This window comes from Kitasatospora sp. GAS1066B, assembly GCF_041262605.1.
GTDB lineage: Bacteria > Actinomycetota > Actinomycetes > Streptomycetales > Streptomycetaceae > Kitasatospora.
In genome coordinates this window covers 67234-89757 of sequence record NZ_JBGCCO010000031.1, presented here as the reverse complement: position 1 = coordinate 89757, position 22524 = coordinate 67234, and the positions used below count along the sequence as shown (strand labels likewise).

Below are 22524 nucleotides of genomic sequence, written 5' to 3'. Positions count from 1 at the left end.
AACCTGATGAGCACCCCTGCCCGGGCCACCATCGTCGAGGCCGACGGCGTCACCAAGACCTTCAGCACCCCCGACGGCCGCGCGCTGCCGGTGCTGGACGACATCAGCCTGCGGCTGGTCGAGGGCGAGATCGTCGCGCTGCTGGGCAAGTCCGGCTCCGGCAAGTCGACCCTGCTGCGCTGCCTGGCCGGGCTGATCGCCCCGTCCTCGGGCACCGTCTCCTACCGCGACACCCCGCTGCTCGCCGCCAACCCCGGGGTGGCAATGGTCTTCCAGTCCTTCGCGCTGCTCCCTTGGCTGACGGTGCAGCAGAACGTGGAGCTGAGCCTGCAGGCCCGCGGCGTGGGCGAGGCCGAGCGGCGGGAGCGGGCGCTGAAGGCGATCGACCTGATCGGCCTGGACGGCTTCGAGGGCGCCTACCCCAAGGAGCTCTCCGGCGGCATGCGCCAGCGGGTCGGTTTCGCCCGGGCGCTGGTGGTCGAGCCGGACTCGCTCTTCATGGACGAGCCGTTCTCCGCGCTGGACGTGCTGACCGCCGAGAACCTGCGCAACGAGCTGGTCGGCCTGTGGGACGGGCACGAGGCGCCGGTGAAGTCGATCCTGATCGTCACCCACAACATCGAGGAAGCGGTGCTGCTGGCCGACCGGATCCTGGTGCTCTCCTCCAATCCGGGCCGGATCATGGCCGAGCTGCCCGTCGACCTGCCGCGCCCGCGCGATCGCCGCACCCCGCAGTTCGAGGCCCTGGTGGACACCGTCTACGGCATCCTGACCGGTCGCGAGGAGCGCGAGGCGGCCGCGGCCACCGAGGCGGCGGCGAGCCGGCCGCCCGCGACCCCGATCACCACCCCGCTGCCGGTGGCCAGCGTCGGCGGGCTGGCCGGTCTGCTGGAGATCCTGCAGTCGATGGGCGGCGAGGAGGGCCTGGCGGAGATCGCGGACGAGCTGAACTTCGAGATCGACGACCTGCTGCCGCTGGTCGACGCCGTCGTGCTGCTGGGCTTCGCCGACACCGCCCGGGCCCGGATCGCGCTCACCGAGGCCGGGCGCGAGTTCACCGCCGCCGACATCCTCACCAGCAAGCAGCTGTTCGCCCGCAACGCGGCCCGCCGGGCCCCGCTGGTGCGCGCCATCGTGCAGGCGCTGGCGGCCACCAAGGAGCATAAGCTGCGCGAGGACCTCTTCCTCGACCTGCTGCGCCGCGGTTACGACTCCGAGGACGCCAGGCGCCAGCTGGAGATCGCGATCGACTGGGGCCGCTACGGCGAGCTCTACGACTACGACGCCGACGACGGCGAGTTCACCCTGGAGCCCGGCGCCGAGGCGGCGCTGTGAGCCGCCGGTAGCGCGCCCGGGTAAGGCTTCCGGGTGGCCCCTGGCACGACCTCAAGGAACACTTGCTAGATTGCGCAACCAAGCAAGTAGCGAGGGAGTGCGAAGCAGGTGGCAGAGCAGTGGGCCGAGCGGCCCGACGATGAGATAGCGGCGTCACCGCGGGCCGGCAGACGCCGCTCGAAGCCCGCGCCGGCGGCCCGGCACAGCGGCGCCGTCGCCCTGCTGCTGGTCGTCCTGCCGCTGGTGGGCGCGCTGGGCGACGAGGCGATGGGCCCGGGTCTTGGCCTGCTCTTCCAGCTCTGCGCCGTGCTCGGCACGGCCGGGGCGGCCGCCCTGGCCACCCGCGCGGGCTGGTGGTGGGTGCTGGCGGCGCCACCGGTGGTGGTGCTGGTCGCCTGGGCCGGCGGCGAACTGCTCGGCGATTCCGCCAAGTACCAGGGGTCCAAGGCGCTGGCCACCGGATCCGTGCGCTGGCTGGTGCACGGCTTCCCGGTGATGGCGGAGTCGATCGCTGCGGCGCTGGTGGTCATCGTGGTCCGGATCATGTTGGAGAAGAGGAACCGTCGTGGCTGACCACTCCCCCGCCGACCCGGGCCGCGCCGCCCGCCGCCAGGCCGCCGCACCGGCCAAGCCCCGGCGCACCTCGCCGCTGGTGGTGGCCGGCCGCACGATCGCCTGCGCCACCTCGCTCGCGGTGCTCTGCGGCAGCGGCTTCTCCTGGTACGCCTACACCTCGCTGACCACCGGCCTGACCACCTCGACCGCGCTGAGCGCCGTCAAGAAGTCCGCACCGCCGCACCTGGACAACTCGGTCAACATCCTGCTGATCGGCCTGGACAGCCGCAAGGACATGAACGGCAACGACCTGCCCAAGCAGTTCGTCCAGGACGAGCTGAACGCCGGCTCCAGCAGCATCGGCGGCTACAACACCAACACCCTGATCGTGCTGCACATACCCGCCAACGGCGGCAAGGTCACCGCGCTCTCCATCCCGCGCGACGACTACGTCCAGACCCAGGGCGCGGACGGCAGGATGCACAAGATCAAGGAGGCCTACGGCATCGCCAAGGCCGCCGCCGACGCCAAGCTGGCGAACAAGGGGCTCTCCAAGGCGCAGGAGGAGCAGCAGAGCCGTGAGGCGGGCCGGGCGGCGACCCTGGCGACCGTGCAGAACTTCCTCGGGATCCCGATCGACCACTTCGCCGAGGTCAACCTGCTCGGCTTCTACGACATCGCGCAGGCCCTCGGCCCGATCCAGGTCTGCCTGAACCACGCCACCAGCGACCCCGCCGAGACCGGTCAGGGCTCCGGCTTCTCCGGCACGGCCGGGATCAACACGCTGAACGCCTCGCAGGCACTCGCCTTCGTCCGCCAGCGCCACAACCTGCCGGGCGGCGACCTCGACCGCACCCACCGCCAGCAGGCCTTCATCTCCTCCGCCGAGTACAAGCTCAAGCAGGAGGGCGTCTTCGGCGACCTCGGCAAGATGCAGAACCTCTTCAACGTGGTGAAGAAGGACGTGGTCATCGACGACCAGTGGAACATACTGGACTTCGCCCAGCAGGCACCCAACCTGACCGGCGGCAACGTCGAGTTCAACACCCTGCCGATCGCCGGCTTCGAGACCGTCGGCGGCGAGGACGTCAACAAGGTCAACCCGGTGCAGATCAAGCAGATCATCCAAACCCTGTTCGGCCATGACCCGGCGCCCGCCCCCGCCGACACCTCCTCGCCCGCGCCCGCCTCGGCCGCCGCCCCCAGCAGCGCGGCGCCGGCCGCCCAGCTGAGCGGGACGGTGGACGTGTACAACGCCTCCACGGTCACCGGAGCCGCCGCCGACGAGTCCAAGGCGCTGGTCGGCATGGGCCTCAAGGCCGGGCGGGTCACCGAGGCGAGCAGCCACCCGAAGACGACCACGGTCAGCTACGGCGCCGGTGAGAAGGACAGCGCCGACGCCGTGGCCGCCCGCTACGGGGTGAGCGCGAGCCCCTCCTCGGCGGTGGCCGCCGGGCACATCCAGGTGATCCTGGGCACCGGCTACACCCCGCCGGGCGGCCCGGCCGCCGCGCCGCCCGCCGCGAGCAGCCCGGGCGCCGGCGGCGGTGCGAGCGCGGATCCGGCGGCGAGCCTGCCGATGCAGGGGCCGCCGGTCAAGATGGGCGGCATTCCCTGCGTGAACTGAGCCGGCCGGCCCGAGGTGAACTGGGCCGACCGGGCGGGGCGGAAATAGGATGAGTTTGCCCTATGTCCGCCCCGCCTCCGCCGGGACCCGACGCAGCACCTCGGAGGGTCGATGACCCGACGCCGCCCCACCCGCCACGCGAGCGCCGATGAGCTGCTGACCGAGCTCGGCCGGCTCACCGAGCAGGTGCTGGAGCGCGCCGAACTGCAGCAGGCCCGGGTGGAACTGGCCGAGGCCCTGCAACACGAGCTGCTGCCCGCCGTACTGCCCGAGCTGCCCGGACTGCGCGCCGCCGCCTGCTACGCGCCCGCCCGGCACGGCCTGAACATCGGCGGCGACTGGTACGACGGCTTCCGGCTGCCGGACGGTTCGCTGGCCTTCTCGATCGGCGACGTGCAGGGCCACGACGTGGAGGCCGCGGCCTTCATGGGCCAGGTCAGGGTGGGCCTGCGCGCGGTGGCGGCGACCGCGGCCGACCCGGGCGAGGTGCTCAGCCGGGCCAACAACCTGCTGCTCTCGATGGACACCCGGCTCTTCGCGACCTGCAGCTTCCTGCGCTTCGACCCGGTCACCCGGGAGCTCTCGCACGCCCGGGCCGGCCATGTGCCCTGGGTCTGGGCCACCCCCGACGGCCGCTGGGGCCTCACCGAGGACGAGGGCGGCCTGCCGCTCGGCGTGCTGCCCGACGAGCGCTACCCGGTGACCCGCCGCCGGCTGCCGCCGGTGTGCGCGTTCGTCCTGGTCACCGACGGGGTGATCGAGGGCCCGGCGTTCCCGCTCGAGGCCGGCCTGGAACAGGTGGCCAGGGTCACCCGGGCGGGGGTCTGGGCCGACCCGGCGGAGCTCGCCGCCGAGGTGATCAAGGTGGCCGACCTCACCGGGCACCAGGACGACGCCGCCGTCCTGGTGCTGCGCCACGACGAGCCACCGACCGGCGGACGCTGACGGCCTCCGAGCGTGTCACGGCCGCCCGGGCCACTCCGGCGTTGTCTGATGGCTGCTGTGGTGCGAAACGGTGTGCAGCTGTCCTGGGACCTGAGGCGTTCGGCCGCCGCGGTCCTGCGGATGCTCGCCGTCGCGGCGGCCTACTTCGTGTCCGGGCGGCTCGGCCTGCTCCAGCAGATCGTGGTGGCGGACGCCAAGGTCACCCCGCTCTGGCCGCCCACCGGCATCGCGCTGACCTGCCTGCTGCTGCTCGGCGTCGGCATCTGGCCGGGCATCGCGCTCGGTGCCTTCCTGGTGATCGTCTCGATCAGCCCGCTGCACCCGGCCTCCTTCGGGATCGTCGCGGGCAACACGCTGGCCCCGGTCGCCGCCTACCTGATGCTGCGCCGGGCCGCCTTCCGGCTGGAGCTGGACCGGCTGCGCGACGGCCTGGCCCTGGTCTTCCTCGGCGCGCTGGCCGGAATGCTGATCAGCGCCACCGTGGGCAGCGGCGTGCTCTGGCTGAGCGGGTCGGTGCCCGGCAAGGAGTTCCTGGCGACCTGGTCGGCCTGGTGGACCGGGGACGCGATGGGCGTGCTGGTGGTCACCCCGCTGCTGCTGGCGCTGCGCGCCTTCCGGCCGCCCGAGGAGCGGGAGCCGTTCGACTGGGTGGAGCCGCTGGCCCTGCTGGCCGGCACGGTGGGGGTCACCCTGGTCGCCACCAACAGCTCGCTGGGCCTGCTCTTCCTGGTCTTCCCGGTGCTCATCTGGGCGGCGCTGCGCTTCCAGCTGATCGGCGCCACACCCTGCGTGCTGGTGGTCTCGGTGCTCACCATCGGAGCCGCCGTCGACCACCGCGGCCCGTTCGCCCACCACGGCGTGCTCGCCACCATGACGATCCTTCAGGCGCTGAACGGCTCGGCCGCGCTGACCGGCCTGCTGCTCTCCGCCATCATCACCGAGCAACAGGGGATGTACCGCAGGATCGAGCAGGCCTGCATCGGGCTGACCCGGGTGGTGGCCCGGCTGGCGCCGGGCGAGAACGGGACGCACTGGCCGCCGCCCGAGGACGGCGGCCAGTAGGCCCGGGCCTGCCCCGTCAGCCGACCGACAGCAGGATCGGGTTGGTCAGCGCCGCCATCGGGCCCCAGGGCAGCGCGGGGCCCATGGCGTTGCCCTGCCCGGCGGTGCCGTCCGCCAGCGGGTGGCGCACCTCGGCCCGCACGTAGCTCGCGAGCGAGGCGGTGGTGCGCCAGACCACGGTGCCGGAGCCGTCGGCGGGCAGCGACTCCTGGTGCAACTGGCCCTCGTCGGTGATCAGCCGCACGGTGCCGTGCGGCACCCCGGCGACGGTGACCGTGACGTCCACCGGCGCGTCCACCGGCACGGTCAGCCGCTCGCCGATGCCGGCCTGGCGGCCGTGCCCGGCGGCGCTGAAGTCGAGCCGCACCGCCTGGGATTCGGCCAGCCAGCTGCGGCCGGCCTTCACCCCGGCCAGGATCTGATCGCGGGTCAGGTCGTCGGCCAGCACCACGTTCTGCGGCGAGCCGATGACCTGCGGCACGCTGTGCGCGTCGCTGTTGCCCATCGCGGGCAGCCAGGGCCGGCCGGCCCGCAGGTCCTCGGCCAGCCGGGAGTCCCAGGTGTCGACCGCGGACTCGTCGTCGTAGGTCCACGGCCCGTTCCACACCTCGACCGCGTCCGCGCCCTGGTAGCCGAACTTGAACTGGCAGGCCACGTACGGGCAGTACGGGTGCGCGGGCACCACCAGGCCGCCGGCGCCGTGCACCTGGCGGACGAACCGGGCGTAGGCGTTGTCCCGGGACCGGTAGCGCCAGTCGATCCACTCCCCGGGCCGCAGGCCGAGCGCGAGCCAGTGGCCGTTGCGGGTGGTGACCTCCTCGCCCGTGATGATCAGCAGGTCGGGGCCGGCCAGCGGGCCCCAGATCCCGTGCGAGGCGGGCGTGTTGTGGTCGGTGCTGACCATGAAGTCCAGCCCGGCCGCGCGGGCCCCCGCCGCCACCTCCTCGGGCAGCCGGCGCCCGTCCGAGTACACCGTGTGCAGGTGGCAGTCCCCGCGGTACCAGGCCCGCCCGCGCCCCTTGGCCCGGTCGGCCGGGTACTGCGGGGTGAAGGCCGGTCCGGGGTCGCCGTAGGTCAGCAGCACCTGGACGGAGTAGTCGAGTCCCTGCGGCGCCACCTGGTACGGGCCGAGGGAACTGTTCACCCCTCAGGACCCCCGGGCAGGCAACCCTTGCGCTCCATAAAGAACGTGAAGACGACCACCGTTCCCGCGCCCACATCCGGCACAACTGCTCTGATCAGCGCAAGGACGCGCCCTCGCAGGAATTCCACGCGCCCTAGTACGGCCGTGAAGACCACCCCTGCCACCATGTCCACCGCCCGCCCGGAGCTTGCGTTCAGCCTCCGCCTGTCCCGCGCCTCTGACGACTCGTCGTCGATCGATGTCCAGCGCCGTGCCTGCCGTGCTCAGGCCATCGCACTGGGGCTCGATCCGGACACCGCCGTTGAGTACATCGACGAGGACGTATCCGGGGCGTCTGAGCTGGAGTCCCGCACGGAGGGCATGGCGCGCATCCTCGCCGACCGGCCGCGCGTGGTGATCGCGTGGAAGCTCGACCGGTTCGCCCGGTCCGTCTCGGAGTTCCTGAAGCTCGTCGCGTGGTCCAAGGAACATGGCGTCACGCTGGCCACGACAGACGGTGAGCTGAACACCGGCAGCACCAACGGCAAGCTCATAGCTACGATCCTGGCCGCGCTGGCTGAGTGGGAGCGCGACACCATCACGGACCGGATCAAGGACGCGCACCAGGAGCGGCGCGCTCAGGGTCGATGGAGTGGCGGCCCCGCCCCCTTCCCGTACAAGCTGACGCGCGAGTACGCGAAGGCTCCGGCCTACCTAGCGTTGGATGACGACAACGTTGCCCTGTGCCGCAAGCAAATAGACGCGCTGCTGGCCGGTGGCAAGGGTGGGTCTCTGGCTGCCACGGCCCAGCCGTTGCCGATCGGACGGGCACAGTGGCGCAATCTGCTTCGTGGGGTGGTGCTGCGCGGGTGGCGCCAGTACAAGGGCGAGCTTGTAGTCGATGAGGACGGTGTGACACCCGTTCGGTTCGGCCCGGAGGTCGTTGACGCTGCCACTTATCGCCGGATTCAGGATCGACTGGCGGAACTTGAGGTGGGAGAGCGGACTGAGCGACAGGACGCACCGTGGCTCGCTGGCGTGATGTACTGCGGCCGTGGCTGCAAGATGACCGGTGGAGTCACCCGCAAGACTCAGGGCGGGAAAGGCCCAAGGAATCGCGTCTACAAGTGCGAGAAGGGCCACAGTTCGATCCGGGCGCACATGCTCGACCCCATGGTGTTCGCCGAGTTTCGCGCCGAGTACGGTAACGAGCCCCTGTACGAGGTCACCTACTCCGGCGGGGTTGACCACAGTGCGGAAATGGCCGACCTTGACGCGTCGCGGGAGCGGGTCACGAAGGCCGTGGCGAAGGTGGGCGGCCCGGCACTGGAGACCCTCGTTGCCAAGCTCACCGAGCTTGAAGCCACGTACGCCCGCCTAAGTGCTGAGCACGCCCCTGAGGTGACTGAGACGAGGACCCTCACGAACACGCTGCTGCGGGAAGCATGGGACGGCGCGACACAGGATCAGCGGCGCGCGATGCTCGCCGACTACGGCTGCAAGATCACCGTGCACCCCGCCGGACAGCCCGGCGGACGTGTGGCGATCACATGGGGGAACGACTCAGCCGCCGACGCGGTAGCCCTTGCCGCTTAGCCAGTCCCGGCCTGTAGCAGCCCGTATAGCCCCGTCTGGCCCCCGTGGTCGGGCGGGGTTCTCTCGTGCCCGCAGACGCCCGCACAGGGCTTCCGTGGAGGTGCTTCGTTCAGTCTTCGCCGCCGCTCCCTCGTCACATGACGCACGCGGTGACGAATGACGGTTGTGGAGCGCGTTTCGGTTTCACAGCAGGGTAATTATTTATTTGACCCTCTCTATTCACCTATAGTGGCTTTGACCTGCCGTTTCTTGCCTCTGGAGAGTCACCTAGAGAGTGCTGTCAGTCCTTGATGGTTCACTTCTGGCTCACCTCTGGAAAGACAGCGGGGGTGAAATGGCATAGACACTTTCGAGGAGTTCGGTTGGGGAAGTACGTAGATGACGCGCTCGCGCTCCGGGTCTGGGAGGCTGCCGCCGCTGTGGCCTCGGGCCCGGAAGTGCCGGTGGTGCCGTTCGTGTGGGATGGGGGCCAGTGGGTGACGCAGGGTGGCGAGTACCGTGACTTGCCGCTGATCCGCCGGGGCATGGGTGAGTGGCTGCTTGCCGTGGCGGTCGAGATGGATGCTGCTGGTAGCGCTGCCGCCCGGCGGACGAAGCTGCGCGACCGACTTTCCGAGCTTTATGAGGCAATGCCAGATGCCCGGACGGAAGACGAAGAGGACCGCCTGAGCGCAGAGATGGGCGAGGTTCGCCGACTGCTGGATCTTGAGGATGCTCGGATGCGCATCGCTGTTGACTACGTGACTGCCCACCGCACTCGGGACATTGCCGAAGAGATGCGGTCTGCCTCGGTTGGCCGTGCAAATCAACTCCTCTCGCAGGCTTCACAGTTCGACGCGTTTCGCGCTGCGATGAAGGATCCGGCGGACTGGGTCGCGCGCCTGTCCGCTGCGCCGCGAACTGAGCATGTGCGCACGTCGGCCGTGTGGGAGGCATTCAGCGTGGCTGAGCCTGCCCTTGCTCGGTCGCTGGGGGCCCGTACGGGCAAGAGCGTGCTGTTCGCTGCGATGGACAGGCGGTTTGGTGCTCGCCGGAAGCTGTCCGGCTATGAGGGCTGGCGGGGCGCTGCGCTCCCGGTGACTGCCAGCTGACCAGGAAATGACTGAGGACCACTTACCGACTCGGTAGGTGGTCCTCTTGCCTTGCTGCGCCCTACTCGGCGGCCAGCGCCCGGTACAGGGTCGCTCGGCTGATCTCCAGGGCCTTGGCAATCGCGGTCACGCTCTCGCCCTTGGCCTGCCTGGCGCGGGCAATCGCAAGCTTGTCCTCGGTGATCACGGTCGGCCGTCCGCCGTGCCTGCCGTTGCTCGCTGCCGTGTCGAGCCCTTCCATGGTCTTCTCGCGGATGCCCTCGCGCTCTACCTCAGCGCTGACGGCCAGCACGGCGAATACGATCGCTCCGGCGCCGTTGGGGTCGTGGATGCCCTGGAGCGGGCCCGACAGGATCTCAAGCTGAATGCCGTCAGCCTGGAGAGCAGCGCTGAGAGCCATCAACTCGGCTGCGCTGCGGGCAAGACGCTTCATCTCGTGCACGGTGAGGATCACAGCCTGATCGGGCGCTGCGGTCTTGATCTCACGAGCCAGCGTAAGTGCGGCTTCGAACTCGGGGCGGACCTTGATCCGGGTGCTGATCTTCTCGGAGAACACGCGCTTGCAGTTCGCTCGGCTGAGCGCGTCAAGCTGGCTCTGAAGCTCCTGACGGGCCGTGGAGCAGCGCGCGTATCCGATCCGGATGGCAGCACCAGGAGCAACGTCAGCGACCCGCACAACCGGCGCTGCGCCTGCCGTCCACGGCTTACCGGGGTTGCGGTCGGCCGGGGTCTTCACGGTCAGCTCGGCCTTAAGCGAGGGAACGAGCGTGAACCGTCCCGTGTGGTAGCTGGCTGCCACCTTGCCCGCTGTCGTCCGGCAAGGGCTACCAGCCGGGGCGGTGCACTTCGGGCAGTCGTGGCGTTCGACCTGGGTAGCCGCTTCGGCGTTCGTCGTCATGCAGAGATCGTCTCACAAACGTGTCTCAGAACATAGATCTCACGAGGATCTTTTGAGACGAGTATTGAGACTGGCGATCCTGACCAAAACGGACATGGTCGCAAGCTGCACCATGCCGTCTCATATTCGATCGATTGTGAGACGGCTCGTGCTGGCGACTCTCCGTCACTTGCAGCTGTGCCGACGGCTTCCAGCCCAAGCCCGAGCGACCTAGCCTGACCGACGGGACGCGCTCCCTGGACTCTGCGGGGGTGGGGGTGCTGCACCAGGGTGGGCGCTGCGTATGGCGGTGTGACTCCCTGTGCGGACGTATGGGGGTACCGGGGGGTAGGTCAATCTCTAGCGCATGAGCACTTGCGGACCCGGCCCCAAGGTCCGCGCACGCCGCCGCGAATTAGAGGGTGGGGGGGTATCCCAAGGCGCACCGTCAGGTGGCCCCGGATGGCCCTACTCTGAGCGCATGGCGATGGCTCTTGATCCGGCGCTGCCTGTTGGCAAGCGCATCAAGCTGTTTCGTGAACGCGCGGGCAAGTCTCGCGCTGTGCTGGCCGGACTGGTGGGACGCTCGGAAGGCTGGCTTAAGGCGGTGGAGTCCGGCCGCTTGCTCCCGCCACGGCTGCCAATGCTGGTGAAGATTGCGGGCCACCTGGACATTGATGACCTGTCGATGCTGACCGGCGACGTGTCGATGCCTCGGGCGCTCTTCTCGGGCACGGAGCATCCTGCTCTTGCTGTGGTCCGTCGCGCGGTCGATGCTGCGCCATTGGGGCTTGCGGCAGGACCGGTGCCCAACGTTGACCACGTGGCGGCGCAGCTGGCCGGGGCGTGGCGAGCGCGAGACTCCCGTGGGGATCACCGGACGGCCCTCGGAGACCTTCTACCGTCACTCGTGGCGACAGCATCGGTTGCAGCGTCGCACCCGGAGTGCCCCGACCGGAGGAGGGCGGAAGCGGCCTACGCCTCCGCACTCAACCTGGTTCAGATGTTTGCGTCGTACCAAGGGGATGGCAACCTGGTCTGGCGTGTCGCTGAACGCTCTCTGGCGACCGCCCGAGCCTCTGGGGACCTAGTGGCAGTCGGCCAAGCCTGCTGGTTCCTGGTGGAGGCGTTCCGAAAGTCCGGGCAGTGGGATAGCGCGCAGACGCTGACCGAGGAGGCGTTGCGGCTGCTCGACCCGGTGAGGCGGGACTCCGCACGGTTGGCTGGGGCATGGGCGGACATGGCGTTCCATGCGGCAATCACGCACGCCACAGCTGGTGAGGCTGGCGAAGCGTGGGGCTGGTTCGACCGTGCGGAGGAGGCTGCGGGGTCCTTGCCAGCTGACTTCTGGAACTCGCCAACTTCCGGTTCTGCTCGGGTAATTCCTCTTCACGCTGTGACCGTTGCGGTTGAGCTTCGCCAGGCTGGCACGGCGCTCCGCTGGGCGGATCGACTGACACCCGAGGCTGTACCGGCGCTACCTAGGCGGGCAAGGCACTTGATCGAAGTTGCCCGCGCCCATGCGATGCGGGGGGAGCATGACCAGGTGGCGACGATGCTTAACAGTGCGGTCGAGGTGGCCCCCGAGACGGCTCGCTGGAACCAGGAGACTCATGCGATGGTCCGAGCACTGCTCGACGGGCCTCCGTCTGTCCGGAGCAGTGCGCGTGAGCTAGCCACCGCAACGGGAGTCGCTGCCTAGCTGGACCTCTAGGGGGTACAAACTGTGCCCCTCGCACCCTCCGAGTGCCCGTACCGTCTTCCCGACGTGACGGGCACTCACCTATGGAGGGGCGTAGCCAGTGGAGAGGCAAGACAGCCAGCAGCGATGGACCGTGCCCCGAAAGTCGGCCAGCGCCGCCGTGTCAGCGGCCATCCTGGCAGAGTACGACCCGCTGTGGTTCGAGCGCGCCACGAACGGTGGGCGCGGATTACCGGTCGACTGGCCGTTCTGCGAGTGCGGCGGCGAGAAGTGCCCCGACAGGGGGCTGACCGATGACGCTGCCTGAGGCAACCCCCGAACCCGGAGCCACCACGCCACCCGACTGCACCGTCTGCGCCGAGTTGGACACGCAGGCCGAGCAGGCACGACAAGTGCTGCTCGGGAAGGGCCGGTTTTACCGGGACGAGTCGGCGCTGGCCGATGTGCGGATCAAGCGCGACAGGCACCGCTGGCAGGGCACGTGCACGCGCGTGGGGGAGGCCAGGTGACCGCCACCGAGCGCCCGGCCGGAACCACGGTCAACAACTGCCGAACCTGCCAGTACTTGGATGCGGCAGCGTGCCAGTACGCCGGGAACGGATACCAGCTGGGTGCCGTCGCCCGGCTGCGGGAGAAGCACGCGCCGGAATGTCCGGACCCCCGGGGAGGTGCCACCGATGAACAGTGCGGCGGTGTGGTCTGAGCCCCCGTCGGACCCTGAGCCGGAAAGCCAGGCTGAGCCTTCTACACCCCCGTTGGAGCCCGCCGAGTCCGACACCACCGCGCGCTTGCGGGAAGCTGTACGGAAGCTCAACCAGGAGAGCCGCCACTGGCACCCCTGAACCCCCGTGGAGAGGCGGAAAGGGTTCTCCCTCCCCACGGGCCTGCCCCGTTCGTGCGTTGCCCCCGTGGCGCATGGGCGGGGCGTTTCGCTGCTCAGGCGAACACCGCTTGCCCTGCATCCCGAGGGGTGTACAGTCCGAGCACCACATGCCAGGTCCCGGCCCGGACCGGCCCCGGCAGGTAGCCGGGGGTCGCCGTGCCGTTGCTGATCGCGAAGGAGGTGCGGAACCCGCCGGACCAGCCGCGGAAGCCCGCCCCGCCGAGCTCGGTGCCGCGCTCGTCGAAGATCCCGATGTCGCAGGAGTTGCCCGGGACGCCGGCCGGCACGGTGGGCTTGTCGTAGCTGTAGGAGACGGCGATCTGCTGGACGCCGTGCGGCACCTCGACCGGCAGGTGGACGAAGTCGGCGACCCCGGTGTCCAGGTGCCCGGTGATGGTCCGGCTGTCGGTGCCGGAGGTCGGGGCCGGTGCGTCGGCGGCGGCGAAGGAGATCGGTGCCAGGGTCAGCGCGGTGGCTGCCCCGGCTATCAGGCCGGTCCGCAGCAGCGCGCGGCGGCCGGGGTCCGGGTCGTCATCGGCGGTGTGGTGCCGGCAACTCTCGTCGTTGCACACGGTGCGGTCCTCCCTTGACGGGTCCTTCTCCGCTGCCTTCCCCGCCCGGTGACGCCATGACGAGCGGGGCACGACCGACGGGCAACCGACGGGCAACCAGTTGGCCCCGGCCCGCCGTCAGTTCGGGTGCACCGCCAGCGACTCCAGCGCGGGCGCCGTCTTGGTCGGCAGGAACTCCACCACCTGGTACTCGGCAGCGCCCGCCTTCTTGAACGGGTCCTCGGCCAGCACCGCGTCCAGCGCCGCCGGGCTCGCCGCCTGCGCCAGGATCACCCCGCCGGTGCGCGGGACCCGGCGGCCGGAGGCGAGGAAGGCGCCCGTCGCGTAGTTCCGGTCCAGCCACTCCACATGAGCCGGGATCAGCTCGTCGATCCGCTCCAGCGAGGCGGTGTAGGTCAGGGTGACGACGAACATGAGCGGGCCTCCGGCGGCTCGGGGTGCGGTCGGGGCCACGTTACCGCCCGGCCATCCGCTCCAGCCTGGCGATCCGCTCGCCCATCGGCGGGTGGGTGGCGAACAGCCGGGTGCCGGCGTCGCCGGTGCGGAACGGGCTGGCGATCATCATGTGGCTGGCCGTCTGCAGCTGGGGCTCGGGGGGCAGCGGGAGGCGTTGGGTGCCGGTCTCCAGCTTGCGCAGCGCGCCGGCCAGGGCGAGCGGGTCGCCGGTGATCCGGGCACCGTCGGCGTCGGCCTGGTACTCGCGGGAGCGGCTGACGGCCAGCTGGATCATGGTCGCGGCGAGCGGGCCCAGGATCATGATGGCGAGGACGCCAAGGAGCCCGGGTCCGTCGTCGTCCTCGCTGCGGCCGAACGGGATCAGCCAGGCGAAATTCACCAGGAACATGATCACCGAGGCCAGCGCTCCGGCCACCGAGGAGATCAGGATGTCGCGACTGTAGACGTGGCTGAGTTCATGGCCGATCACCCCGCGCAGCTCCCGCTCGTCCAGCAGGCGCAGGATGCCGTCGGTGCAGCAGACGGCCGCGTTGCGCGGGTTGCGGCCGGTGGCGAAGGCGTTGGGGGCCTCGGTCGGCGAGAGGTAGAGGCGGGGCATCGGCTGCCGGGCGGCGGTGGAGAGCTCGCGGACGATCCGGTAGAGCCCGGGGGCCTCGATCTCGCTGACCGGGCGGGCCCGCATCGCGCGCAGCGCCAGCCTGTCGCTGTTCCAGTAGGCGTAGCCGTTGGTCGCCAGGGCGACGAACAGGCCGATGAGCAGGCCCGTGCGACCGAAGAAGCTGCCGATCAGCAGGATCAGTGCCGACAGTCCACCGAGGAGGACGGCCGTCCTCAGTCCGTTGTGCTGGCGGTGCACGGCAGCCCCTCCAAGTGGTGCGGTGGGAAGCCCTCTGTTCACATCCCTCTGTGCTTGGTCAACGGTGGACGTCGGGGCCCAGGTTCCCTTCCTCGCACGGCAGCGGGCCGTGCGCATCCCGACGATTCGCACGCACGAGCTGGACGCCAGCTAGAAGAGGCTCCCCGAGACCACCTGGAGCACCAGCTGCGGCGCCGCCGAGAGCACCACGGCGGCCGCCGCGGTCAGCCCGAGGGTGGCGGCCAGCGGCCTGGGCACCCGGCTCGTGGCGGCCTCGGCGCCGGGCACGAAGAGCTTCGCCAGCCAGAACAGGTAGTAGTACAGGGCGATCACCACATTGACCGCCATCAGCACCGCGAGCCAGCCCAGACCCGCGTTCACGGCGGCCTGGAAGACCACCACCTTGCCGAACAGTCCGACCACGCCCGGCGGCAGTCCGGCCAGGCAGAGCAGGAAGAAGGCCAGTGCCAGCGCGGCCCAGCGGTTGCGGGCGAACAGGCCCCGGTAGTCGTCCAGCCGGTTGGCCGGGCTGGTCCTGGCCACCACCGCCGCCACCCCGAAGGCGCCCAGGTTGACCAGGCCGTAGATCAGCGCGTAGGCCGCCGTGGCGCCCAGCGGATGGGCCGTCCCCGCGTAGCCGGCGGCGGCCAGCGGGACCAGCAGGTAGCCCGCCTGGGCCACCGAGGACCAGGCCAGCAGGCGCACCGCGCCCTGCGCCGAGTCGGACCGCTGGCGCAGCGCGGCCACGTTGCCGGTCGTCATGGTGACGGCGGCGACCACCGCGAGCAGCAGGCCCCAGGTGTGGCCGTAGGGGCGGAAGGCGAGGTTGGTGACCAGCGCCAGGCCCGCGAAGCCGGCCGCCTTGCCGACCACCGACAGGTAGCCCGCCACCGGCAGCGGGGCGCCGGCGTAGGTGTCGGGCACCCAGAAGTGGAACGGGACGGCGGCGACCTTGAAGGCGAAGCCGACCAGGGTCAGCGCGGCGCCCACCTCGGCCAGCGGCCCGAGCCGGCCCGGGACGTGCCCCAGGCCCTCGTTGATGGCGGCCAGGTGCAGGCTGCCGGTGGCGGCGTAGACGAAGCTGACGCCGAGCAGCATCACGGCGGTCGCGGTGACCGAGGAGAGGAAGAACTTCAACGCGGCCTCGCCACCGCGCCCGTCGCGCTTGAAGGCGACCAACGCGAACGAGGGCAGCGAGACCACCTCGAGCGCGATCACCAGGGTGGCCAGGTCCCGGGCGGCGGGCAGCAACGCGGCCCCGGCGGCGCTGCTGAGCAGCAGGAACCAGTACTCGCCGGCCGGCAGCCGGTCCTCGTCGACCGCGTGCAGCGAGAGCAGCGCGGCGATCAGCGCGCCGCCGAGCGCGAGCAGCTGGAAGACCAGTGCGAAGTGGTCGGCCACGTAGGAGCAGCTGCCGACACCGCCCGGCAGGCAGAAGGTCGCACGCGGCGCGCCGCCGGTCAGCGGCAGCAGCGCGAGCAGCGCGAGGGCCAGGCCCCCGATGCTGAGCGGGCCGAGCAGCCGCTTGCCGGATTCCGGCAGCAGCAGGTCGGCGAGCAGCACCAGCAGTGCGGCCACCGCGGCGATCAGCGGCGGGGCGATCGCCACCCAGTCGATGGACTGGATCAGCGCGCCGGGGTGGGCGACGGCGAGCAGCGAGGTCGGGTTCACGGCGGAGGGCCCCAGGGGGTGAAGGGTGCTGATCATCGGTCAGCCACCTGCCAGCAGCTGCTTGACGGCCGGATCGAAGAGCCCGAGCAGCAGCGCCGGCCAGAGCCCGGCCGCCAGGGTCAGCGCGGCCAGCGGGGTCCAGCTGACCGCCTCGTACGGGCGCAGCTCGGCCGGCTCGGCGACGGCCGGCTGGGCCGGATCGCCCATGCAGACCCGGCGCACCATGGTCAGCAGGTAGGCGGCGGTCAGCAGGGTGCCCAGACCCGCCAGCACCATGAAGGTGACGAAGGCCCGCCGGGAGAGACCCGCGGCCGGATCGAAGGCGCCGAACATCGCCAGCACCTCGCCCCAGAAGCCGGCCAGCCCCGGCAGGCCGAGGCTGGCCACCGCGGCGAAGGCGAGCAGCGCGCCCAGTCGCGGCGCGCGCCCGTAGAGCGCGGCGCCGGTGGCCCCGGCCAGGGTGTCCAGGTCCGCCGTCCCGTAGCGGTCCTTCAGCGCGCCGACGATGAAGAAGAGCAGGCCGGTGATCAGGCCGTGGGCGATGTTGGCGAAGAGCGCGCCGTTCACCCCCACCGGGGTGAGCGAGGCGATGCCCAGCAGCACGAAGCCCATGTGGCCCACCGAGGAGAAGGCGATCAGCCGCTTCAGGTCGCCCTTGCGGCCCGGCCGGGCGAGCGCGAGGCAGGCCAGCGAGCCGTAGACGATGCCGACCGCGGCCAGCGCCCCGAGGTAGGGGGCCAGCGTGTGGGCGCCCTGCGGCACCACCGGCAGCAGCACCCGGACCAGGCCGTAGGTGCCCATCTTGAGCAGCACGCCGGCCAGCAGCACCGAGCCGACGGTGGGCGCCGAGGTGTGCGCGTCCGGCAGCCAGCTGTGCAGCGGCCAGGCCGGCGCCTTGACCAGCAGGCCCAGACCGATCGCCAGCGCGGCCAGCACCTGGGTGCTGTGCGAGAGCCCGTGGCCGTGCGCGGCGGCCAGCGCCGTCATGTCGAAGGTGCCCGCCTTGAGGCCGATCAGCAGGAAGCCGAGCAGCATCACCGCGGAGCCGAGCAGGGTGTAGAGGATGAACCGGTTGGCCGAGGCCGTCCGGGCGCCGCTGCCCCAGCGCGCGATCAGGAAGAACATCGGGATCAGCACGATCTCGAAGGCGACGAAGAAGAGCAGCAGGTCGAGCACCAGGAAGGTGCCCAGCATGCCCACTTCGAGCAGCAGGAAGAGCCCGGTGAAGACCCGCGCCGACGGGGTGCCTTCGCCACTCGGAAGCCGCTTGGTCGAGTAGAGCGCGCAGAGGAAGGTGAGCAGCGCGGTCAGCACCACCAGCGGCAGCGAGATGCCGTCCACGCCGAGGTGGAAGCGGACTCCGAGGGCCGGGATCCAGGGCAGGTTCACCGTGCCCTGCATCCGGCTCGGGTGGACGTGGTCGAAGACGGCGGTCAGCGCCACGGCCAGCGCCAGCACCAGCCCGGTGACCACGGCGTTGAAGCGCAGCGCGCGGCGGTCCTGGGTCTCGGCGTCCGGGCCGAAGAGGCCGGCCGGGGCCAGCGTGACGGCGGCGCCGAGCAGCGGTAGCACCAGGAGGGCGATGAGGAGCGCGTTCATCGGGGACTCCCTGAGCGGGCCGGGGCGGACGGGTGACGGGTGATCAGCTGAAGGTGCCTCATGTACCGACCGCCACGAAGACCGCGATCAGCACCACGCCGGCCAGCAGCGCGCTCAGATAGGTCTGCGCGTTGCCGGTCTGGCTGCGCCGCACCACCCAGCCGAGCAGCTTGGCCGTCCCGCCGGAGGCCTGGACGTAGCCCTCGACCACCTCGCGGTCCAGGAACTTGACCAGTTCGGCGGCGGCCACCGTCGGGCGCACGAAGGCCAGGCTGTAGAGCCGGTCCAGGTGGAAGCCGTGCTGCGCCGGGCCGTGCAGCGGGCCGAGCAGCACCCGGCCCGGGTCGGGCACCGGCGCGGCCGCCTCGGCCGGACTCCGCCGGGCCTTGGCGGTGGCGGTGCGCCAGGCCGCGTAGCCGATCAGCACACCGGCCAGCGCGACCCCGGTGCCGAGCACGGCGGTGGGCAGGCTCGGCCGCAGCGAGCCGCCGTCCAGCAGCTTGGGCAGCCAGTCGGTGCGCAGGCTGCTCACGCCGAAGCCGATCGTGGGCACCGCCAGCACCCAGAGCGGCCAGCGCATCGCGGCCGGCTCGCTCTGCCCGGGATCGGCCTCGTCGAGCTCGGGCGAGTACGGTGCGCCCGGCTCGGCGACGGGTGCCGCAGCAGTTGCCTGGGCCTTGGCCGCCTGGGCCGCCCGGCGGCTCGGGAAGGCGAGCAGCCAGAGCCGGGTCGCGTAGACGGCGGTGAGCAGCGCGGTCAGCAGTCCCGTGACCAGCACGATCCAGCCGGCCACCTGCGGCACCGCGGCGGCGGGGCCCACGCCGTTGGTCAGCGCGTCCCCGGTGGCCGCGTGCTCGGCGGCGGTGAGCACCGACTCCTTGCTGAAGAACCCCGAGAACGGCGGCAGGCCGACCAGCGCGACCAGGCCGATGCCCAGCGTCCAGCGGGCGTCCGGCACCCGGTCGCGCAGCCCGGGCAGCCGGGACATCGCGGAGAGCGAGTTGGTGTGCGCGGCGTGGATCAGCACGCCGGCGGCCAGGAACAGCAGCGCCTTGAAGGCGCCGTGGCTGACCAGGTGGAAGACCGCCGCCTCACGGTCGCCGCTGGCCAGCGCGCCGGCCATGTAGCCGAGCTGGCCGACCGTGGAGTAGGCGAGCACCCGCTTGATGTCGTCCTGGGCCAGCGCGCAGAGCGCCGAGCCGACCATGGTCACCCCGGCCATCACCGCCAGCACCACCAGCGCGGCGCCGGAGAGCAGGAAGACCGGCAGCAGCCGGGCCACCAGGTAGATGCCGGCCGCGACCATGGTGGCCGCGTGGATCAGCGCGGAGACCGGGGTGGGGCCGGCCATCGCGTCCGGGAGCCAGGTGTGCAGCGGGAACTGCGCGCTCTTGCCGGCCACACCGGCCAGCAGCAGCAGCGCGATCAGCGTCGGGTGGTGCAGCTGCCCGTGCGCGGCGGCCGCCAGCACGCCCTGGATCCGGAAGGTCCCGGCGTCGGCACCGAGCAGGAAGATGCCGAACAGGAACGGCACGTCGCCCAGCTTGGTGACCAGGAAGGCCTTGAGCGAGGCGGCCCTGGCGTCCGCGGTCTCCCAGTGGTGGCCGATCAGGAAGTACGAGCAGATGCCCATGATCTCCCAGCCGACCAGCAGCAGGATCAGGTCGCCCGAGTAGACCACCAGGAACATCGCGGCGGTGAAGAGCGAGACCAGCGCGGCGTAGGACGGGTAGCGCGGGTCGGTGCGCAGGTAGGCCGTGGAGTAGATCTGGACGCAGGTGGCGACCACGCCGACCAGCACCGAGATCAGCGAGGTGTAGCCGTCCAGGTGCAGGCCGAGCCAGATCTCCGGGCCGCCAGTGGGGGTGAGCCGGGTGGCCACGTCCAGGGTCGCGCCGGTGCCCAGCTGCAGCGCGGTGACCAGGGCCAGCACGGCGGCGGCGGCCACCGGCAGGATCGCCAGCGGCCGGGCGTAGCCGGGGGCCCGGCGCCCGGTGGCGAACGTGGCGGCAGCACCGAGCGCTGGCAGCGCCGGGACCAGCGCGGGGAGGGCGATGTTCACTTGACGGCCTGACCCTTCGCCGCGTTGTCGGTGGCCGCGCCGTCGAACTGGGCCGGGACCTCGGCGGCGCGGTCGCCGAGCGCCCGCAGCCGGTCCACGTCCGCGGTGCCGCGGGTCCGGAAGACCAGCAGCACGATCGCCAGGCCGAGGCCGATCTCGGCGGCGGCGACGGTGATGGCGAAGAGGGTGAGCGCCTGCCCGGCGTGCAGCGCGTCGCGCAGCCAGGCGTCGAAGGCGATCAGGTTGAGGTTGACGGCGTTGAGCATCAGCTCGACCGACATCAGCACCAGGATGGCGTTGCGCCGGGCGAGCAGGCCGTAGACGCCGATGCTGAAGAGCAGCGCGGCGAGCACGGCGGGGTAGGCGAGGTGCATCGGCTGTCAGCGCTCCTGCTGCTGGGGGGCGGCGGTGGCGCCGGCGGGGCGCCGGGTGCGCAGCTTGCCCGGGCGGGGCTTGGCGTCACCCTTGCCGGTCCGGGAGATCACGATCGCGCCGACCAGCGCGGCCAGCAGCAGCACCGAGAGCGCCTCGAAGGGCAGCACCCAGTACCGGAACAGGCTGGCGCCGGTCACGGCGGTGCTGCCGCCGCCCGCGCCCAGGTCGATCCAGGAGGTCCGGAAGGCGTCGACCACCAGGGTCACCAGGGTGCCGGCCGAGGCCAGCGCGACGCCGAGGGCGATCCAACGGTTGCCCGAGTCGGCGTCCGGCGAGCGGCCGATCGGCGCCCGGGTGAGCATCAGGCCGAAGAGCACCAGGACGACCACCGAGCCGAGGTAGATCAGCACCTGCACCCAGGCCACGAACTCGGCGGTGAGCAGCAGGAACTCGATCGCCAGGCCGCCGAGCGTGACGACCAGCCAGAGCGCGGCGTGCACCAGTTGCTTGGTGGTCACCGAGATCAGCGCGGAGCCGAGCACGGCGAGGCCGACCAGCACGAAGACGATCTCCACGCCGGTCGGCGAGAGGAAGCCGCGGGCCGCGGGGCTCAGCGAGCCGGTCGCGGCGAGCAGGGCGGAGCTCATGCGCCGTCACCCCCGGCGGCGGCCGCCAGCTTCTCGGCGGCCTTGCGGGCGCCGGCGATCTCCTTGGGCTCCTCGGCGGCCGGGTCCAGGGCCGGCGGGGCCGGCACGGTCCACATCCACTCGCGCAGCTTCTCCCGCTCGTGGGTCAGCTCGAGGATGTCGGTCTCCGCGTACTCGAACTCGGGCGACCAGAAGAGCGCGTCGAACGGGCAGACCTCGATGCAGATCCCGCAGTACATGCAGAGCGAGAAGTCGATGGCGAAACGGTCCAGCACGTTGCGGGTGCGGGCCCGGGCGTTCGGCTCGACCGCCGGCAGGGTCTCCTTGTGCGAGTCGATGTAGATGCACCAGTCCGGGCACTCCCGGGCGCAGAGCATGCAGACGGTGCAGTTCTCCTCCAGCAGCCCGATCACGCCCCGGCTGCGCGGCGGCAGTTGCGGCTGCACCTCGGGGTACTGCGCGGTGACGGACTTGCGGGTCATGGTCCGCAGGGTGACGGCGAGGCCCTTGGCCAGGCCGGAGCCAGGAAGGTTCACTGGGAGATCGCCACCTTGATGATGCCGGTGAGGGCGAGCTGGAGGAGTGCGAGCGGGATCAGCACGGTCCAGGCGAAGCGCATCAGCTGGTCCTCGCGCAGCCGCGGGAAGGTCACCCGGGCCCAGATCACCACGAAGGCGAGCGCGAAGGTCTTCAGCAGCGTCCAGAGCCAGCCGAGGGTGTGCGGCAGCGGGCCGTGCCAGCCGCCGAGGAAGAGCACCGTGGTCAGCGCGCAGAGCACCAGGATGCCGGCGAACTCGGAGAGCAGGAAGAGCGCGAAGCGCAGCCCGGTGTACTCGGTGTAGGCACCGAAGATGATCTCGGAGTCGGCCACCGGCATGTCGAAGGGCGGGCGCTGCAGCTCCGCGAGGCCCGCCGTGAAGAAGACGAAGGCGCCGATCGCCTGCCACGGGATCCACCACCAGTGGAACTGGCCCAGGATCCCGGGCAGCGAGACGGTGCCCGCCGCCATCGCCACCGAAGCGCCGGCCAGCAGCATCGGCAGCTCGTAGGACATCAGCTGGGCCGCCGAGCGCAGGCCCCCGAGCAGCGAGAACTTGTTCGCCGAGGCCCAGCCGGCCATCAGCGAGCCGAGCACTCCGATGCCCATGACCGCGAGCACGAAGAAGATGCCCGCGTCGATCGCCTCCCCGACGAAGCCGCCAGGGCCGACCGGGACGGCCAGCAGCACCAGCAGGTACGGCAGCAGCGCGACGGCCGGGGCCAGTTGGAAGACCCGCCGGTCGGCGCCGGCCGGGACGATCTCCTCCTTCTGCGCGAACTTGACGCCGTCCGCGACCAGTTGGGCCCAGCCGTGGAAGCCGCCGGCGTACATCGGGCCGAGCCGGCCCTGCATGTGGGCCATCACCTTGTGCTCGGTCTGACCGATGATCAGCGGGAAGGTGAGCAGGACCACCAGCGCGGCGAGGCAGCGCAGCAGCGTGTCGAGCAGG

The 22524-nt window shown here is 71.1% G+C and carries 21 protein-coding genes and 1 pseudogene; 10 read left to right on the top strand and 12 right to left on the bottom strand.

The window, feature by feature from the left end; genetic code table 11:
• Positions 1–6 precede the first annotated feature (6 nt).
• The 5 genes from ABH937_RS29725 (at position 7) to ABH937_RS29705 (ending at position 5524) form a co-directional block, all read left to right on the top strand.
• Complete coding sequence (locus ABH937_RS29725) at positions 7–1335, top strand: nitrate/sulfonate/bicarbonate ABC transporter ATP-binding protein (protein WP_280693290.1); 1329 nt, start codon at positions 7–9, stop codon at positions 1333–1335.
• 108 nt (positions 1336–1443) lie between these two features.
• Positions 1444–1908: a DUF6542 domain-containing protein gene (locus tag ABH937_RS29720; RefSeq protein ID WP_370220049.1), complete on the top strand. Its 465-nt coding sequence runs from the start codon at positions 1444–1446 to the stop codon at positions 1906–1908.
• A complete protein-coding gene (locus ABH937_RS29715) occupies positions 1901–3517 on the top strand; it encodes an LCP family protein (protein WP_370220048.1) in 1617 nt (538 codons plus the stop codon). The genes ABH937_RS29720 and ABH937_RS29715 overlap by 8 nt, the downstream gene beginning before the upstream one ends.
• A gap of 111 nt (positions 3518–3628) precedes the next feature.
• The gene (locus ABH937_RS29710) at positions 3629–4462 is read left to right on the top strand and encodes a PP2C family protein-serine/threonine phosphatase (protein ID WP_280693293.1); all 834 of its coding nucleotides are present in this window, start codon (positions 3629–3631) and stop codon (positions 4460–4462) included.
• 48 nt (positions 4463–4510) lie between these two features.
• A complete protein-coding gene (locus ABH937_RS29705; protein ID WP_370220047.1) occupies positions 4511–5524 on the top strand; it encodes an MASE1 domain-containing protein in 1014 nt (337 codons plus the stop codon).
• A gap of 16 nt (positions 5525–5540) precedes the next feature.
• On the opposite strand, the pseudogene ABH937_RS29700 reads toward ABH937_RS29705, so the two are convergent.
• A pseudogene (locus ABH937_RS29700) lies at positions 5541–6659 on the bottom strand (CehA/McbA family metallohydrolase); the annotation flags it as partial.
• A gap of 153 nt (positions 6660–6812) precedes the next feature.
• On the opposite strand from ABH937_RS29700, the gene ABH937_RS29695 reads away from it, so the two are divergent.
• Entirely contained in the window at positions 6813–8243 is a 1431-nt protein-coding gene (locus ABH937_RS29695) for a recombinase family protein (RefSeq protein ID WP_370220046.1), read from the top strand.
• Between the two features lie 362 nt (positions 8244–8605).
• Positions 8606–9334, top strand: a complete 729-nt coding sequence (locus ABH937_RS29690; RefSeq protein WP_370220045.1) for a hypothetical protein — start codon at positions 8606–8608, stop codon at positions 9332–9334.
• A gap of 61 nt (positions 9335–9395) precedes the next feature.
• On the opposite strand, the gene ABH937_RS29685 is transcribed toward ABH937_RS29690, so the two are convergent.
• On the bottom strand, positions 9396–10232 hold the full coding sequence (locus tag ABH937_RS29685) for a recombinase family protein (RefSeq protein ID WP_370220044.1): 837 nt from the start codon (positions 10230–10232) through the stop codon (positions 9396–9398).
• Between the two features lie 460 nt (positions 10233–10692).
• Here ABH937_RS29685 and ABH937_RS29680 point away from each other — a divergent pair, with 460 nt between their 5' ends.
• The 3 genes from ABH937_RS29680 to ABH937_RS29670 all read left to right on the top strand — a co-directional run bounded on the left by ABH937_RS29680 (position 10693) and on the right by ABH937_RS29670 (position 12616).
• Positions 10693–11913: a helix-turn-helix domain-containing protein gene (locus tag ABH937_RS29680; RefSeq protein ID WP_370220043.1), complete on the top strand. Its 1221-nt coding sequence runs from the start codon at positions 10693–10695 to the stop codon at positions 11911–11913.
• A gap of 293 nt (positions 11914–12206) precedes the next feature.
• Complete coding sequence (locus ABH937_RS29675; RefSeq protein ID WP_370220042.1) at positions 12207–12422, top strand: hypothetical protein; 216 nt, start codon at positions 12207–12209, stop codon at positions 12420–12422.
• Entirely contained in the window at positions 12419–12616 is a 198-nt protein-coding gene (locus ABH937_RS29670; protein ID WP_370220041.1) for a hypothetical protein, read from the top strand. Before ABH937_RS29675 ends, ABH937_RS29670 begins: the two co-directional genes overlap by 4 nt.
• A 233-nt stretch (positions 12617–12849) precedes the next feature.
• On the opposite strand, the gene ABH937_RS29665 is transcribed toward ABH937_RS29670, so the two are convergent.
• The 10 genes from ABH937_RS29665 to ABH937_RS29620 all read right to left on the bottom strand — a co-directional run bounded on the left by ABH937_RS29665 (position 12850) and on the right by ABH937_RS29620 (position 22523).
• Positions 12850–13368, bottom strand: a complete 519-nt coding sequence (locus ABH937_RS29665) for a hypothetical protein (RefSeq protein WP_370220040.1) — start codon at positions 13366–13368, stop codon at positions 12850–12852.
• Between the two features lie 117 nt (positions 13369–13485).
• The gene (locus tag ABH937_RS29660) at positions 13486–13782 is read right to left on the bottom strand and encodes a YciI family protein (RefSeq protein WP_280693295.1); all 297 of its coding nucleotides are present in this window, start codon (positions 13780–13782) and stop codon (positions 13486–13488) included.
• Between the two features lie 40 nt (positions 13783–13822).
• Positions 13823–14680, bottom strand: a complete 858-nt coding sequence (htpX, locus tag ABH937_RS29655) for a zinc metalloprotease HtpX (RefSeq protein WP_280693296.1) — start codon at positions 14678–14680, stop codon at positions 13823–13825.
• 150 nt (positions 14681–14830) lie between these two features.
• Positions 14831–16387, bottom strand: coding sequence for an NADH-quinone oxidoreductase subunit N (locus ABH937_RS29650; protein WP_370220038.1), 1557 nt, complete (start codon positions 16385–16387; stop codon positions 14831–14833).
• A 3-nt stretch (positions 16388–16390) separates the two neighbouring features.
• Positions 16391–17950: an NADH-quinone oxidoreductase subunit M gene (locus ABH937_RS29645; protein ID WP_280693298.1), complete on the bottom strand. Its 1560-nt coding sequence runs from the start codon at positions 17948–17950 to the stop codon at positions 16391–16393.
• 58 nt (positions 17951–18008) lie between these two features.
• Complete coding sequence (locus ABH937_RS29640; protein WP_280693299.1) at positions 18009–20012, bottom strand: NADH-quinone oxidoreductase subunit L; 2004 nt, start codon at positions 20010–20012, stop codon at positions 18009–18011.
• Positions 20009–20386 (bottom strand): NADH-quinone oxidoreductase subunit NuoK, encoded by a 378-nt coding sequence (gene nuoK / locus ABH937_RS29635; RefSeq protein ID WP_370220037.1) that lies wholly within the window; start codon positions 20384–20386, stop codon positions 20009–20011. Before nuoK ends, ABH937_RS29640 begins: the two co-directional genes overlap by 4 nt.
• Before the next feature lie 6 nt (positions 20387–20392).
• The gene (locus ABH937_RS29630) at positions 20393–21034 is read right to left on the bottom strand and encodes an NADH-quinone oxidoreductase subunit J (protein ID WP_280693301.1); all 642 of its coding nucleotides are present in this window, start codon (positions 21032–21034) and stop codon (positions 20393–20395) included.
• Positions 21031–21516 carry a 4Fe-4S binding protein gene (locus ABH937_RS29625; RefSeq protein ID WP_280693352.1) on the bottom strand — a complete coding sequence of 162 codons (486 nt, stop codon included), beginning with the start codon at positions 21514–21516 and terminating at the stop codon, positions 21031–21033. The genes ABH937_RS29630 and ABH937_RS29625 overlap by 4 nt, the downstream gene beginning before the upstream one ends.
• Before the next feature lie 50 nt (positions 21517–21566).
• Positions 21567–22523, bottom strand: coding sequence for an NADH-quinone oxidoreductase subunit H (locus ABH937_RS29620; protein ID WP_280693353.1), 957 nt, complete (start codon positions 22521–22523; stop codon positions 21567–21569).
• Position 22524 lies beyond the last annotated feature (1 nt).

Bases quoted from the DNA above. Each gene is read 5' to 3' on its own strand.
- ABH937_RS29725 (WP_280693290.1), top strand. From the start codon at position 7: ATGAGCACCCCTGCCCGGGCCACCATCGTCGAGGCCGACGGCGTCACC.
- ABH937_RS29710 (WP_280693293.1), top strand. From the start codon at position 3,629: ATGACCCGACGCCGCCCCACCCGCCACGCGAGCGCCGATGAGCTGCTG.
- ABH937_RS29705 (WP_370220047.1), top strand. From the start codon at position 4,511: ATGGCTGCTGTGGTGCGAAACGGTGTGCAGCTGTCCTGGGACCTGAGG.
- ABH937_RS29685 (WP_370220044.1), bottom strand. From the start codon at position 10,232: ATGACGACGAACGCCGAAGCGGCTACCCAGGTCGAACGCCACGACTGC.
- ABH937_RS29680 (WP_370220043.1), top strand. From the start codon at position 10,693: ATGGCGATGGCTCTTGATCCGGCGCTGCCTGTTGGCAAGCGCATCAAG.
- ABH937_RS29675 (WP_370220042.1), top strand. From the start codon at position 12,207: ATGACGCTGCCTGAGGCAACCCCCGAACCCGGAGCCACCACGCCACCC.
- ABH937_RS29660 (WP_280693295.1), bottom strand. From the start codon at position 13,782: ATGTTCGTCGTCACCCTGACCTACACCGCCTCGCTGGAGCGGATCGAC.
- ABH937_RS29650 (WP_370220038.1), bottom strand. From the start codon at position 16,387: ATGATCAGCACCCTTCACCCCCTGGGGCCCTCCGCCGTGAACCCGACC.
- ABH937_RS29645 (WP_280693298.1), bottom strand. From the start codon at position 17,950: ATGAACGCGCTCCTCATCGCCCTCCTGGTGCTACCGCTGCTCGGCGCC.
- nuoK (WP_370220037.1), bottom strand. From the start codon at position 20,386: ATGCACCTCGCCTACCCCGCCGTGCTCGCCGCGCTGCTCTTCAGCATC.
- ABH937_RS29630 (WP_280693301.1), bottom strand. From the start codon at position 21,034: ATGAGCTCCGCCCTGCTCGCCGCGACCGGCTCGCTGAGCCCCGCGGCC.
- ABH937_RS29625 (WP_280693352.1), bottom strand. From the start codon at position 21,516: ATGACCCGCAAGTCCGTCACCGCGCAGTACCCCGAGGTGCAGCCGCAA.